Annotated in this window: 14 protein-coding genes; 7 read left to right on the top strand and 7 right to left on the bottom strand. The window is 61.7% G+C overall.

What is annotated here, in order from left to right; translation table 11 throughout:
* Positions 1–52: 52 nt before the first annotated feature.
* The 4 genes from ACYYKW_RS04260 to ACYYKW_RS04245 form a co-directional block, all read right to left on the bottom strand.
* Positions 53–727 carry a hypothetical protein gene (locus ACYYKW_RS04260; RefSeq protein ID WP_464989490.1) on the bottom strand — a complete coding sequence of 225 codons (675 nt, stop codon included), beginning with the start codon at positions 725–727 and terminating at the stop codon, positions 53–55.
* A 240-nt stretch (positions 728–967) separates the two neighbouring features.
* Positions 968–1,525 carry an L-threonylcarbamoyladenylate synthase type 1 TsaC gene (gene tsaC, locus ACYYKW_RS04255; RefSeq protein WP_090287880.1) on the bottom strand — a complete coding sequence of 186 codons (558 nt, stop codon included), beginning with the start codon at positions 1,523–1,525 and terminating at the stop codon, positions 968–970.
* 54 nt (positions 1,526–1,579) lie between these two features.
* A complete protein-coding gene (gene dprA / locus ACYYKW_RS04250) occupies positions 1,580–2,680 on the bottom strand; it encodes a DNA-processing protein DprA (RefSeq protein WP_464989489.1) in 1,101 nt (366 codons plus the stop codon).
* An 80-nt stretch (positions 2,681–2,760) separates the two neighbouring features.
* The gene (locus tag ACYYKW_RS04245; protein WP_464989488.1) at positions 2,761–3,786 is read right to left on the bottom strand and encodes a LysM peptidoglycan-binding domain-containing protein; all 1,026 of its coding nucleotides are present in this window, start codon (positions 3,784–3,786) and stop codon (positions 2,761–2,763) included.
* 161 nt (positions 3,787–3,947) lie between these two features.
* Between ACYYKW_RS04245 and def the strand changes: the two genes are divergently transcribed.
* The 5 genes from def (at position 3,948) to ACYYKW_RS04220 (ending at position 8,636) form a co-directional block, all read left to right on the top strand.
* Complete coding sequence (def, locus tag ACYYKW_RS04240) at positions 3,948–4,454, top strand: peptide deformylase (RefSeq protein WP_090287876.1); 507 nt, start codon at positions 3,948–3,950, stop codon at positions 4,452–4,454.
* 58 nt (positions 4,455–4,512) lie between these two features.
* Positions 4,513–5,472, top strand: a complete 960-nt coding sequence (gene fmt, locus ACYYKW_RS04235) for a methionyl-tRNA formyltransferase (protein WP_464989487.1) — start codon at positions 4,513–4,515, stop codon at positions 5,470–5,472.
* A complete protein-coding gene (rsmB, locus tag ACYYKW_RS04230) occupies positions 5,469–6,779 on the top strand; it encodes a 16S rRNA (cytosine(967)-C(5))-methyltransferase RsmB (protein ID WP_464989486.1) in 1,311 nt (436 codons plus the stop codon). Before fmt ends, rsmB begins: the two co-directional genes overlap by 4 nt.
* A gap of 22 nt (positions 6,780–6,801) precedes the next feature.
* Positions 6,802–8,178: a Trk system potassium transporter TrkA gene (gene trkA / locus ACYYKW_RS04225; protein WP_090287869.1), complete on the top strand. Its 1,377-nt coding sequence runs from the start codon at positions 6,802–6,804 to the stop codon at positions 8,176–8,178.
* 140 nt (positions 8,179–8,318) lie between these two features.
* A complete protein-coding gene (locus tag ACYYKW_RS04220; protein WP_464989526.1) occupies positions 8,319–8,636 on the top strand; it encodes a hypothetical protein in 318 nt (105 codons plus the stop codon).
* Between the two features lie 3 nt (positions 8,637–8,639).
* Here ACYYKW_RS04220 and ACYYKW_RS04215 read toward each other — a convergent pair whose 3' ends face one another.
* From ACYYKW_RS04215 to tag, 3 genes are all read right to left on the bottom strand, one after another.
* Complete coding sequence (locus ACYYKW_RS04215; RefSeq protein WP_093096436.1) at positions 8,640–8,879, bottom strand: PilZ domain-containing protein; 240 nt, start codon at positions 8,877–8,879, stop codon at positions 8,640–8,642.
* A gap of 79 nt (positions 8,880–8,958) precedes the next feature.
* On the bottom strand, positions 8,959–9,846 hold the full coding sequence (locus ACYYKW_RS04210) for a lysophospholipid acyltransferase (protein WP_093096440.1): 888 nt from the start codon (positions 9,844–9,846) through the stop codon (positions 8,959–8,961).
* 41 nt (positions 9,847–9,887) lie between these two features.
* The gene (gene tag / locus ACYYKW_RS04205) at positions 9,888–10,445 is read right to left on the bottom strand and encodes a DNA-3-methyladenine glycosylase I (protein WP_336356602.1); all 558 of its coding nucleotides are present in this window, start codon (positions 10,443–10,445) and stop codon (positions 9,888–9,890) included.
* Between the two features lie 81 nt (positions 10,446–10,526).
* Here tag and glyQ point away from each other — a divergent pair, with 81 nt between their 5' ends.
* Positions 10,527–11,480 carry a glycine--tRNA ligase subunit alpha gene (gene glyQ, locus ACYYKW_RS04200; protein ID WP_003213601.1) on the top strand — a complete coding sequence of 318 codons (954 nt, stop codon included), beginning with the start codon at positions 10,527–10,529 and terminating at the stop codon, positions 11,478–11,480.
* Positions 11,477–13,531: a glycine--tRNA ligase subunit beta gene (glyS, locus tag ACYYKW_RS04195; protein WP_090287857.1), complete on the top strand. Its 2,055-nt coding sequence runs from the start codon at positions 11,477–11,479 to the stop codon at positions 13,529–13,531. The genes glyQ and glyS overlap by 4 nt, the downstream gene beginning before the upstream one ends.

Here is a 13,531-nt window from a genome sequence, read left to right as displayed (position 1 = left end):
CGTCTCGCCAGCCAGGGCTTGGCGCCATGGCTGGCGAGACGTGCGAACCTCTTCAGAAACCTGGCGGATGACACGCCATCGGCTTCTGCACCACATGGCTGACCATAGCCTGATCCGGCTGTTGCACCGCCGCGAGGATCTGCCGCCACTCGGCTGACAACACCCAGTAATCGCCGCGTGCGCGATGGTCGATGTGCAAGGCATTGGAAGCGATCGGCATCAGGCCGAAGCGTTGGTAAAAACGCAGCTGTTGCGACCGGCACAGTGCGGTGACACCCTGGTAGCCATTCCTGATCGCCCACTCGGCAGCGGCGGCCAACAGACCGTTGACCGCGATGGGCAGTTGATGGGTCGTGTACGAGATCAAACGGCTGAATTCGACATGCCGTGACAGCGCCACCGTGGGCGACACATGTTGTTGCGCCAGCGACGCCCATTCGAACGGTGCCGGAGTGGCACGCAATACCGCCAGCAGTTGATCGTGCCGGTACAGCAGAAAGTGCGTACTGCGCGACTTGATCGCCAGCTGCGTTTCGAGCAGCCGCGCACGTGAGGACAGCATGTAATGCTGCAGCCGCAGCCGAAATTGCCGATCGATGAACCGATCGAAATCCTGTGTATCCGATCCCGCTTCAAGCGTCACGATACGGCAACCTTCGTGATGACTCTTTAACGTCGCTTGAAGCGTTTGCAGGTAATCCGTGAGTTGTAAATCCGTAGTGTCCATTCTTTCTCCGCGTCCTTTACTTATCGAAGTGTTTCGAGTGCAGGGAAAGGATGGTTGCTTTTGGCGATTCCGCCACGCCAGGCGGTCTGATAATCAGGTGGGAAAAGTCAATCAATCCGGGTAGTTGGCGACTTTTCCGACACGATGAGCAGCCCCGTTGCAGGACTAATCGCAGGCATGCGTAGTACTCCTCGTCATCACGCCGAGGAGTACGTACATTTTTTGATGTTTGGAGGCGGATCAGTCGGGACGAATGACCTTGCCGCTCGCCAGGTCGCGGATCACGCTGGGGTTCTTGCGTCCACCCAGTTGCCCGCCGAGCACCAGGTCGATCTGCCCACGGAAATACTGCTCAACCCGTAACCGCGTGCGTGCGGCCGGGCGACCCTGCGGGTTGGCCGACGTGGAAATCAGCGGCCCGACCAGTGAACACAGGTCGCGCACTTGCGGATGATCACTGACCCGCAGCGCCACGGTGTCGTGGATGCCTGTCACCCATTCGGGCAGCAAGCCCTGGTGCGGCACCAGCCAGGTGTTCGGCCCCGGCCAGGTGCTGGCCATGCGGTCGATCCATTCCTGCGGGAAATCTTCGAAGAGGAAGTCGAACTGGCGAATGTTGTCGGCGACCAGAATCAGCCCCTTGACCACCGAGCGATTCTTGATCGCCAGCAGCCGGTCGACCGCCTCTTCGTTCCATGGGTCGCAGCCCAGCCCCCAGACGGCTTCGGTTGGATAGGCAATCACCGCCCCGGCGCGAATCTCTCGCGCGGCTTGTTGCACACGCCAACTGTTGACCATGAAAAAATCTCCGCAATCAGGTTTCGCGCAGTTTACCGATCTTGTTGGTAAAACCTAGCGTGTCCTGGCCAGCCAACGACCGTTTTCGCACACCGCACGGCCGTCCATTTCCAGTTCGGTCAGCGCCGCCAGTACTTTGGGCAAGGCCCAGCCGCTGCTGCCGGCCAGCGCTTCGCTGGTGTGCGGGGCGGCGTGGAGCAGGGCGAGCAAAGGATGGTCGGCGTTCGCTGAATCAGTGGACGGCGACACATGCTGCCAGCCCCGCAGGGCCTCGAGGATGTGTTCGATGGTTTCGACCAGCACCGCGCCATCGCGGATCAACTGATGACAGCCGCGAGCACCCGGATGGTGAATCGACCCGGGAATCGCATAAACCTCGCGCCCCTGTTCCGCCGCCAGGCGAGCGGTGATCAGCGAGCCACTGGCGACGCTGGCTTCGACCACCAGCACGCCCAGCGACAAACCGCTGATGATCCGGTTGCGCCGCGGAAAGTTGCTCGGGGTCGGCCCGGCGTCCAGCGGAAACTCGGAAAGCACGGCGCTGCCGGACGCCATCATCGCCTCGGCCAGCTGCTGATTGCGCTGTGGATAAAAGTTTTCCAGGCCGGTCCCGAGTACCCCGACGGTCAGCCCGCCAACGTCCAGCGCCGCCTGGTGGGCAGCCGCATCGATGCCCAGTGCCAGCCCGCTGGTGATGACAAAACCGGCCCCGGCGAGGCTGCGCGAAAACGCCGCGGCGGTGTCCATGCCCGGTCGGGAAGCGCGGCGGCTACCGACCATCGCCAGTTGTGGTTTTTCCAGAATCAGCGCATCACCGGCCACGAACAACAACGGGGGCGGATCAGGGATCTGCGCCAGCAGCGCTGGATAGTCGGCCTGGTCCCACATCAGCAAATGCTGGCCCGGCCGCTCTAGCCAGCGCATTGCATGGCTGGCGCCGTCGCGAACCGTGGGGCAACGCCGCGCCTCGGCGCACGCCGCCGGCAAACCCAGCGAACGCCAGGCGCTGGCCGGCGCACTGATGGCTTTGGAGGCTGAGCCGAAGGCTTCGAGCAATTTTGCGAAGCGCTTGGGGCCGATATCCGGCAAGCGGTGCAGGCGCAAGCGTGCTTCCAGTTCCGCTGGGGAAACCGGTGTACAGACAGAAGACATCATGGATCATCCTTGATCGATATAAGGCCCGAACCTTTCGGCACAAGCTGTGGATAACTCTGTTGGTAACTTGTTGAGCAAGCTTACGGATTACGCACCTTGTCGAGCACCGCCAGCGAGCGCGATGCGTTGAGTACCAGGCCGTAGCTGAGTTTGTCGTAGGTGCGGAACACCATCAGCAACCCAGCGCGTTCGTCGGGAATTTTCAGCGGCTGGCCGGTGATGCGGTCGCGCACGGTTTCGCCGGTTTTCATCACCACCAGCACGTTGCCCTCGGCGAGGCCGTCGCGTTTGCCCTTGTTCAACGTGACCACGTCCATCGCGCCGATCTGCGTCACGCCGCGCGGTACGTCGATGATCACCCCGTTGATGTCGCGGGCGGGGGCGCTGGGCATGAAAGTCGAGTTGATCGAGCGCTCTTCGCCGCTGAACAAACGGTCGCCGAGGCGCACTTCCTGGGTGGTGCGTTGCAGCGCGAGGGTAGCGACGTCACCCTCGGTGGCGACGATTTCGCCGCCGCCGATGTCGTCGGCGTTGATCCCGAGAAACTCCTGGGTCTGCGGGTCGGTGTAGACCTTGCCTTGACGAAAGATGCCGTACACCGGTTGTTCCGGGTCGAAATGGCCACGGGCAAAGATGCGGTCACCGGTGCCACTGAGCACGCGCTCGGCATCGCCGGCGACGATGTACGGTGCCTTGTCGAAATCTTCGGCCTTGTCGACGATGCGGTTGCTCAACAGAAAACTGTTGATGGACTTCAGCGGAATGCTCGGAATCGCCTCGGCCACCGGGCTGGTGCGAATGCGTGGCGAGAGCTTGATGGTGCCGCGCGACTCGCCGCGGTTGACGCTCAGTTGTGGCTGGCCGTTGACGTAGCTGAGCGTCAGCGTGTCGCCGGGATAGATCAGGTTGGGGTTATCGATCTGCGGGTTGGCCCGCCACAGTTGCGGCCATTGCCAGGGCTCGCGCAGATATTTGCCGGAAATGTCCCAGAGCGTATCCCCTGAAACCACCGTGTATTGCTGTGGAAAACCATCCCTGAGTTGCACTTGCCCTTGCGCAGCGCCGGCCGAAGCCAGGAGCAGCAGGGCGAGTAGTGTTTTCCTCATGCCGTGAATCCCTTTATCATATGCGTTCGCGTGAACCGTCAGAGCCCCCGTGGCTCGCTTGGGCAAACTGCACAAGCTACGCTTCACAACGGTAGCCTGCATCTTCGGACCTGCCAGGCCATCGACCCGACTTTACTCAACGTGTGCAGCAATCAAAGCCTATGGCCATTTTAAACATCCTCGAATTCCCGGACCCGCGTCTGCGCACTATCGCCAAGCCTGTGGCTGTAGTGGACGACGAAGTGCGTCAGTTGGTCGATGACATGTTTGAAACAATGTATGAAGCGCCGGGCATCGGCCTTGCCGCGACCCAGGTCAACGTGCACAAACGCATCGTGGTCATGGACCTTTCCGAAGACCGGACCGAACCACGGGTGTTCATCAACCCCGAGTTCGAACCGTTGACCGAGGACATGGACCAGTACCAGGAAGGCTGCCTCTCGGTACCCGGTTTCTACGAAAACGTCGATCGCCCGCAAAAGGTCAGGATCAAGGCGCTGGACCGCGACGGCAAGCCCTATGAGCTGATCGCCGAAGGTCTGCTCGCGGTGTGCATCCAGCACGAATGCGACCACCTCAACGGCAAATTGTTCGTCGACTACCTGTCCACGCTCAAACGCGACCGGATCAAGAAGAAGCTGGAAAAGCTGCACCGCCAGAACGCTTGATGCCCCTCTTCAAAGGCTTGCTGCGGCAAGCCTTTTTTCATTTTATGAGACGCCCTTCATGACTGAGCCATTGCGCATCGTTTTTGCCGGCACCCCGGAATTCGCCGCCGAACACCTCAAGGCCTTGCTGAACAGCCCGTACGAGATCGTTGCGGTGTACACCCAGCCGGATCGTCCGGCCGGTCGCGGGCAGAAACTGATGCCGAGCCCGGTCAAACAGCTCGCCCTGGAAAACCATATCCAGGTGTTGCAGCCGCCGACCTTGCGCAATGCCGATGCTCAGGCTGAACTGGCTGCGCTGAAGCCGGACCTGATGGTGGTAGTCGCTTACGGCCTGATCCTGCCGCAAGCGGTGCTGGATATTCCGCGTCTGGGCTGCATCAACAGCCACGCCTCGCTGCTGCCACGCTGGCGCGGTGCGGCGCCGATTCAACGTGCCGTGGAACACGGTGATGCAGAAAGCGGCGTGACGGTGATGCGCATGGAAGCCGGGCTCGACACCGGGCCGATGCTGCTCAAGGTCGTCACGCCGATCAGCGCCGAAGACACCGGCGGCACTTTGCATGACCGCCTCGCCGAAATGGGCCCGCCCGCTGTGATCCAGACAATTGCCGGTCTCGCTGCCGGCACCCTGGAAGGCGAAGTACAGAACGACGAACTCGCCACCTATGCCCACAAGCTGAACAAGGATGAGGCACGCCTCGACTGGGGCCGTCCGGCGGTTGAACTGGAACGTCTGGTGCGTGCCTTCAATCCATGGCCGATCACCCACAGCACCCTCAACGGTGAAGCGCTGAAAGTGCTGGCGGCGAATCTCGCCGAAGGCAAAGGCGCGCCGGGTGAAATCCTCAGCGCCAGCAAGGACGGTCTGGTCGTTGCCTGCGGCGAACAGGCCCTTTGCCTGACCCGCCTGCAACTGCCCGGCGGCAAAGCGCTGAATTTCAGTGACCTGTTCAACAGCCGTCGCGAGAAATTCGCCGTCGGCACCGTGCTCGGTGCTGCGGTGGACGCACAATGAACCCGCGTCTGGCCGCCGCCAAGGCACTTGCCGCCGTGCTCAGCGGCAAGGCTTCGCTGAACAGTTCGCTGCCCACGCAACTGGACAAGGTCGAGGACCGCGATCGCGGTTTCACTCAGGATCTGGCCTTCGGTACCGCGCGCTGGCAGCCACGCCTGTCGGCATTGGCAGAGAAGCTGTTGCAGAAACCGTTCAAGGCCGCCGACGCCGATGTCGAGGCGTTGCTGCTGGTCGGTCTCTACCAACTGCTTTACACCCGCGTGCCAGCCCATGCCGCCATCGGCGAAACCGTGGGTTGCGCCGACAAGCTGAAAAAGCCCTGGGCCAAAGGCCTGCTCAACGCGGTGCTGCGCAATGCCCAGCGCGAAAGCGAAACGTTTTTCGCCGAACTGGAGCGCGACCCGGTGGTGCGCACAGCTCACCCGCGCTGGCTGCAAAAATCCCTCAAGGCGTTCTGGCCTGAGCAATGGGAAGCGATTTGCGCGGCAAACAACGCACATCCGCCGATGATCCTGCGGGTCAACCGCCGTCATCACAGCCGCGATGCCTATCTTGGCCTACTGACTGAGGCCGGGATTGCCGCAACGCCCTGCGTATACAGCCGCGACGGCATCGTCCTCGAAGCCGCCGCTGATGTACGCAGCCTGCCGGGTTTCGCCGAGGGCTGGATCAGCGTGCAGGACGAAGCCGCGCAACTGGCCGCCGACCTGCTCGATCTGGCGCCGGGCCAACGCGTGCTCGACGCCTGCTGCGCGCCCGGCGGCAAGACTTGCCATATTCTCGAAGCCGAACCGGCGCTGGCCGGCGTGGTGGCGGTGGATCTGGAAGCCAAGCGTCTGGTGCGGGTGAAGGAAAACCTTGAACGCCTCGGCCTCAGCGCTGAGCTGATCGCCGCCGATGGCCGCGACACGGCGAAATGGTGGGATGGCAAACCGTTCCAGCGCATTCTGCTCGACGCACCGTGCTCGGCCACCGGGGTGATCCGCCGTCATCCGGACATCAAGCTGACGCGGCAAGCCGACGACATCGCCGCCCTCGCGCAACTGCAAGGCGAACTGCTCGACGCGATGTGGCAAACCCTCGAAGTCGGCGGCATCCTGCTGTACGCCACTTGCTCGACGCTGCCGACCGAAAATACTGAAGTGATTGCTGCGTTTCTCGAGCGCACGCCCGGAGCCCGGGAGCTGGACCTGGCCATTGCGGCCGGCATCAAACAGCCCCATGGTCGCCAACTGCTGGCCCAGCAAGGCGGGCATGACGGGTTCTACTACGCCAAGCTGATCAAGATCGCTGCCGCGCGCGGCTAAACGGAATCAACGGAGTGACTGGATGAAAATCATCATCCTCGGTGCAGGACAGGTCGGCGGTTCGCTGGCAGAACATCTGGCCAGCGAGGCCAACGACATCACCGTGGTGGACACCGACGGCGAGCGTCTGCGCGACCTCGGCGATCGCCTCGACATCCGCACCGTGCAGGGCCGTGGCTCGCTGCCTTCGGTACTGCGTCAGGCCGGCGCCGACGACGCCGACATGCTGGTCGCGGTGACCAACAGTGACGAGACCAACATGGTCGCCTGCCAGGTCGCCCACACGCTGTTCCACACCCCGACGAAAATCGCCCGGGTGCGTGAAGCGTCGTATCTCAATCGCGAAGAACAGCTGTTCCAGAACGAGGCAATTCCAGTCGACGTGCTGATCAGCCCCGAGCAGGTGGTGACCAACTACATCAAGCGCCTGATCCAGCATCCCGGCGCTTTGCAGGTGATCGACTTCGCCGAAGGCGCGGCGCAACTGGTGGCGGTGCGCGCCTATTACGGCGGGCCACTGGTCGGCCAACAACTGCGCCAGCTACGCGAGCACATGCCGAACGTCGAAACCCGCGTCGCCGCGATTTTCCGCCGTGACCGGCCGATCCTGCCGCAGGGCGACACGGTGATCGAGGCCGACGACGAAGTGTTCTTTATCGCCGCCCGTGAGGATATTCGCGCGGTGATGAGCGAAATGCGCCGCCTCGACGAAACCTACAAACGCATCGTCATCGCCGGTGGCGGGCAGATCGGCGAGCGCCTGGCCGAAGCCATCGAAAGCCGTTATCAGGTGAAGATCATCGAGATGAGCCCGGCGCGTTGCCGTTATCTCTCCGACACGCTCGACAGCACCGTGGTGCTGCAGGGCAGCGCTTCGGACCGCGACCTGCTGCTGGAAGAGAACATCGCCGATGCCGACATCTTCCTCGCCCTGACCAACGATGACGAAGCCAACATCATGTCTTCGCTGCTGGCCAAACGGCTGGGGGCGAAGAAGGTCATGACAATCATCAACAATCCGGCTTACGTCGACCTGATCCAGGGCGGCGACATCGACATCGCTATCAGTCCACAACTGGCGACCATCGGTACCTTGCTGGCGCACGTGCGCCGTGGCGATATCGTCAGCGTGCACTCATTGCGCCGCGGCGCGGCGGAAGCCATCGAGGCGATCGCCCACGGCGATGCCAAGTCGAGCAAGGTCATCGGCAAACCGATCGAGAAAATCGGCCTGCCACCGGGCACCACCATCGGCGCGGTGATCCGCAACGAACAGGTGATCATCGCTCACGACGACACGGTGATCGAAGCGGGCGACCATGTGATTCTGTTCCTTGTGGATAAAAAGCATATTCGCGATGTGGAGAAGCTGTTTCATGTGGGGTTGAGCTTCTTCTGATCCGGATTATCGGCTGATCAGACTGGCGCCATCGCTAGCAGGCTAGCTCCCACAGGTGAAACGCATTCCAACTGTGGGAGCTAGCGATGGCGATCCAGCGTCCACTCATCAATAGCTGACAGTCTCTGAAAAGGAATCCACTGATGCTTGAATCTCTGGAAAAAATGCTCGCCAAGGGTGTGGATAACGCTCTGCTGCGCTTCGGCCTGGGCAAGGGTTATCTGGATCTGAACGAGCATGCCAAGGCTGCCGAGCATTTTCAGCACTGCGTGGCGTTCGATCCGAAATACTCGGCGGCGTGGAAATTATTGGGCAAGGCCCGATTGGCGCTGGGTGATTCTGCTGCCGCGCGGCAAGCCTGGGAACAGGGGCTGGAAGCGGCCAGCGCCCATGGCGACAAGCAGGCCGAAAAGGAAATGTCGGTGTTTCTGAAGAAGCTCGAGCGTCAGGCCCGGTAAATCTTACAAATAGCGCAAGCCGATGCCTTCAGCATCCACCGTGACCACTTCCATACGCACCCGCGGCGCACCTGTGGGTAAGTCCTGCACCTGACCATACACCACCGCCCCTTCGGGCAACGACGCCAGACGCGGATGCTGAACGTAAACGCCGGTGGGCGACAGATTGCGCGTCTGCCCAAGGCATTCGCCCAGGCTGTCGTGGGTGATCTTGATACGAAACGATTTGCGCTGTTCGGACATCTGCTGCGCCCTTGAATGAACGATTGTGGATAACTTCAGTGATTGGTTATCCACAGATCATGCCAATTTCGTCGGTTACTCAGTACCAGCGTGCTTCACCCGGTGGACGCTTTTTGAAGCGTTTCATGCTCCACATGTACTGGCTCGGATACGCCGCGACGTAGCGCTCGACCACTTTGCTCATCGCCGCGCAGGATTCAGCGGTATCGGTGCTGTACATGGCTTCGGGCGCTGCTTCGAGGATCACCTTGTAGCCAGAACCGTCGGGCAGACGCAGGGCATGCAGGAAAACGCCGACTGCTTTGCCACCGGCGAGCATGTTCGGCACGAACTTGCTGGTCAGCGCCTGGGTGGCGAAGAACGGCACGAAGATCCCGGCGGATTCGGCCGGTTCCGGGTCGGCCGGAATGCCCACTGCACCACCTTTGCGCACTTCCTTGATGACGCTGAGGATGCCTTCCTTGGTCGATGCGGCCACTTTGTTGCCCAGTTGTACCCGCTGTTTGCGCAGCAGTTCATCGACCGCCTTGAGCTTGGGCGGGCGGTAGAAAATGATCGGTTTGCACTGGCTGCAATAGAAGTGGTTGAGCACCTCCCAGTTACCCAGGTGGCTGGTGATGCCGACCACGCCTTTGCCCGAGGCCAGCGCCTCTTTCAAAACGTCGAGTCCTTCAACTTCACGAACCAGATCGATGGAGCGCTGAGCCGGCCAGATCCACGCGCAGGCACTTTCGGTCAGCGACTTGCCGATGTCCTTCAGGCTCTGACCGACCAGACGCTCGCGTTCGGCCGGGTCCATCTCTGGAAAACATTTGGCGAGGTTGATCCGCACCACGTCGCGGGAACGGTTGGGGGTCTTCCACATGATCCAGCCAATCGCCGAACCCACGGCCTGCACGGCCCGCCATGGCAGCAGGGCAAACAGCCGCAGAGCGCCTACCAGCAAGGCGCCTTTAAACTTTTCCACAGGTCACTCCTGATCTTTGTGCTGTGCGCGAGGCGGGCATTCTACCCGGCGTTGACCAACTGCGCGTAGCGGTCGCAGTCCTGGGTGTGGTCCATGACCATGCCCGAGGCCTGCATCAACGCGTAGCAAATGGTCGGGCCGACGAAGGTGAACCCGGCTTTTTTCAGGGCCTTGCTCATCGCCAGCGCTTCGGGGGTAATCGCCGGGACTTCGCTGCGATCCTTGAAATGATTGACGATCGGCTGACCGCCAACGAACGACCAGAGCAACGCCACCGGGTCTTCCAGCGCCAGCCAGGCCTGCGCGTTACGCCGCGCTGCATTGAGCTTGAGACGATTGCGGATGATCCCCGGATCGAGCATCAGTTCGTCGATTTCGGCGTCGCTCATCTGCGCGACACGCTGCACGTCGAAGCCGAACAGCACCTGGCGATAACGCTCGCGCTTGCGCAACACGGTGATCCACGACAGCCCGGCCTGGAACCCTTCGAGCAAAAGCAACTCGAACAAACCCTGCGCATCGCGTAGCGGCGTGCCCCACTCCTGATCGTGATAAGCCATGTACAGCGGATCTTCGGTACACCAAAAGCAGCGTGGCATAAGGCTCCAGGGGGCGTGCGCAGCAACGAATCGGGTATACTCCCGCTCTTTAAATCGCAGCCCAAGAAACAGGTGAATTTCGTGAGCCAGCCTACGCCAGCCGTGCGTACCTTCCAAGACTTGATCCTCGCGCTCCAGCAATACTGGGCCGAGCAAGGTTGTGTGGTACTTCAGCCCTACGATATGGAAGTAGGCGCCGGCACTTTCCACACCGCGACCTTCCTGCGCGCCATCGGCCCGGAAACCTGGAACGCCGCGTACGTGCAGCCAAGCCGCCGTCCGACTGATGGCCGCTACGGCGAAAACCCGAACCGTCTGCAGCACTACTACCAGTTCCAGGTCGTCCTCAAGCCGAACCCGGACAACTTCCAGGAACTGTATCTGGGCTCGCTCAAGCATGTCGGCCTCGACCCGCTGGTGCACGACATCCGCTTCGTCGAAGACAACTGGGAATCGCCGACCCTCGGCGCCTGGGGTCTGGGCTGGGAAGTCTGGCTCAACGGCATGGAAGTCACTCAGTTCACCTACTTCCAGCAGGCGGGCGGCATCGAGTGCTACCCGGTAACCGGCGAGATCACCTACGGTCTCGAGCGTCTGGCGATGTACCTGCAAGGCGTGGATTCGGTCTACGACCTGGTCTGGGCTGACGGCCCGTTCGGCAAAGTTACCTACGGCGACGTGTTCCACCAGAACGAGGTGGAGCAGTCCACCTACAACTTCGAACACGCCAACGTCGAAAAACTGTTCGAGCTGTTCGACTTCTATGAAAGCGAAGCCAAGCGCCTGATCGAGCTCGACCAGCCGCTGCCGTTGCCGAGCTACGAAATGGTCCTGAAGGCCTCGCACACTTTCAACCTGCTGGATGCGCGCCGGGCGATCTCGGTGACCGCGCGTCAGCAATACATTCTGCGCGTGCGCACCCTGGCGCGTTCCGTTGCGCAAGCCTACCTGCTGGCGCGCGCCAAGCTGGGCTTCCCGATGGCGACCCCGGACCTGCGTGACGAAGTACTGGCCAAGCTGGAGGCTGCACAATGAGTGCGCAAGATTTTCTGGTCGAACTGGGCACCGAAGAACTGCCACCCAAAGCCCTGAATACCCTGGCTGAGGCGTTTCTCGCCGGTATCGACAAAGGCCTGCAAGCCGCTGGCCTGAGCTACGAGAGCAAAACCGTCTACGCCGCGCCACGGCGTCTGGCTGTGCTGATCACCGCGCTGGCCACTCAGCAGCCGGATCGCAGCATCAACCTCGACGGCCCGCCACGTCAGGCGGCGTTTGACGCTGATGGCAATCCAACCCAGGCCGCGCTGGGCTTCGCCAAGAAGTGTGGCGTCGAGCTGAGCGAGATCGATCAGAGCGGACCGAAACTGCGCTACAGCCAGAACATCGCCGGCAAGCCGACCGCGAGCCTGCTGCCGACCATCGTCGAAGATTCGCTGAACGACCTGCCGATCCCGAAACGCATGCGTTGGGGTGCGCGCAAGGAAGAGTTCGTCCGTCCGACCCAATGGCTGGTGATGCTGCTCGGTGACCAGGTCATCGATTGCACGATCCTTGCGCAGAAGGCAGGCCGTGACTCCCGTGGCCACCGTTTCCATCACCCGCAAAGCGTGCGCATCAGTTCGCCATCGAGCTACCTCGCTGACCTGCGTGCCGCCTACGTGCTGGCCGATGCCAACGAGCGTCGCGAGATCATCAGCAAGCGCACCGAAGAGCTGGCTACCCGTCAGGAAGGCACGGCAATCGTTCCGCCAGCGCTGCTCGACGAAGTGACCGCGCTGGTCGAATGGCCGGTGCCGCTGGTGTGCTCGTTCGAGGAGCGTTTCCTCGACGTGCCGCAGGAAGCGCTGATCACCACCATGCAGGACAACCAGAAGTATTTCTGCCTGCTGGATGCCGACGGCAAGTTGCTGCCACGTTTCATCACTGTGGCCAACATCGAAAGCAAAGATCCGCAGCAGATCATCGCCGGTAACGAGAAAGTGGTTCGCCCACGTCTGACCGACGCCGAGTTCTTCTTCAAGCAGGACAAGAAGCAGAAGCTCGAAGATTTCAACCTGCGCCTGCAGAACGTGGTGTTCCAGGAAAAACTCGGCAGCGTCTACGACAAGGCCGAGCGCGTCTCGAAACTGGCGGCGTACATCGCCGCGCGCATTGGCGGCAACGCTTCGTGGGCGGCCCGTGCCGGCCTGCTGTCGAAGTGCGACCTGGCCACCGAAATGGTCGGCGAGTTCCCGGAGATGCAAGGCGTCGCCGGTTACTACTACGCCCTCAATGACGGCGAGCCGCAGGACGTCGCGCTGGCATTGAACGAGCAGTACATGCCACGCGGTGCCGGGGCTGAATTGCCGGCGACATTGACCGGTGCAGCGGTGGCGATCGCCGACAAGCTCGACACCCTGGTCGGCATCTTCGGTATCGGCATGCTGCCAACCGGCAGCAAAGACCCGTATGCCCTGCGCCGTGCGGCACTCGGCGTGCTGCGTATCCTGATCGAGAAACAACTGGACCTGGACCTGAACGACGCCGTCGCTTTCGCGGTGAACGCGTTCGGCGCCAAGGTCAAAGCGGCCGGCCTCAACGAATCGGTACTGGAATTCATCTTCGACCGTCTGCGTGCGCGTTATGAAGACGAAGGCGTTGATGTTGCCACCTATTTGTCGGTTCGTGCCTTGAAACCGGGTTCGGCGCTGGACTTCGACCAGCGTGTGCAAGCGGTGCAGGCGTTCCGCAAACTGCCGGAAGCCGCAGCACTGGCGGCCGTCAACAAGCGTGTGTCGAACCTGTTGAGCAAAGTCGAAGGCTCGGTGCCGACCGAGGTGCAAGCCAAGTACTTCGACAATGCCAACGAGTTCTCGCTGTACTCGGCGATCCAGCAAGCGGATCAGGCGGTGCAGCCAATGGCCGCGGCGCGTCAGTACAACGAAACGCTGGCACGCCTTGCAGCATTGCGTGAGCCGGTGGATGCGTTCTTCGACGCCGTGATGGTCAATGCCGACGACGCCAATGTGCGGGCCAACCGTTACGCGCTCCTCGCGCGTCTACGCGGCCTGTTCCTCGGCGTTGCCGACATTTCGCTGCTGGGTTGA

Source organism: Pseudomonas sp. 15C, from assembly GCF_055484735.1.
Note: the sequence above shows the minus strand (reverse complement) of the source record. Positions and strands in the feature narration are given on the sequence as shown.

Bases quoted from the DNA above. Each gene is read 5' to 3' on its own strand.
- ACYYKW_RS04260 (WP_464989490.1), bottom strand. From the start codon at position 727: ATGGACACTACGGATTTACAACTCACGGATTACCTGCAAACGCTTCAA.
- tsaC (WP_090287880.1), bottom strand. From the start codon at position 1,525: ATGGTCAACAGTTGGCGTGTGCAACAAGCCGCGCGAGAGATTCGCGCC.
- dprA (WP_464989489.1), bottom strand. From the start codon at position 2,680: ATGATGTCTTCTGTCTGTACACCGGTTTCCCCAGCGGAACTGGAAGCA.
- ACYYKW_RS04245 (WP_464989488.1), bottom strand. From the start codon at position 3,786: ATGAGGAAAACACTACTCGCCCTGCTGCTCCTGGCTTCGGCCGGCGCT.
- def (WP_090287876.1), top strand. From the start codon at position 3,948: ATGGCCATTTTAAACATCCTCGAATTCCCGGACCCGCGTCTGCGCACT.
- fmt (WP_464989487.1), top strand. From the start codon at position 4,513: ATGACTGAGCCATTGCGCATCGTTTTTGCCGGCACCCCGGAATTCGCC.
- rsmB (WP_464989486.1), top strand. From the start codon at position 5,469: ATGAACCCGCGTCTGGCCGCCGCCAAGGCACTTGCCGCCGTGCTCAGC.
- trkA (WP_090287869.1), top strand. From the start codon at position 6,802: ATGAAAATCATCATCCTCGGTGCAGGACAGGTCGGCGGTTCGCTGGCA.
- ACYYKW_RS04215 (WP_093096436.1), bottom strand. From the start codon at position 8,879: ATGTCCGAACAGCGCAAATCGTTTCGTATCAAGATCACCCACGACAGC.
- tag (WP_336356602.1), bottom strand. From the start codon at position 10,445: ATGCCACGCTGCTTTTGGTGTACCGAAGATCCGCTGTACATGGCTTAT.
- glyS (WP_090287857.1), top strand. From the start codon at position 11,477: ATGAGTGCGCAAGATTTTCTGGTCGAACTGGGCACCGAAGAACTGCCA.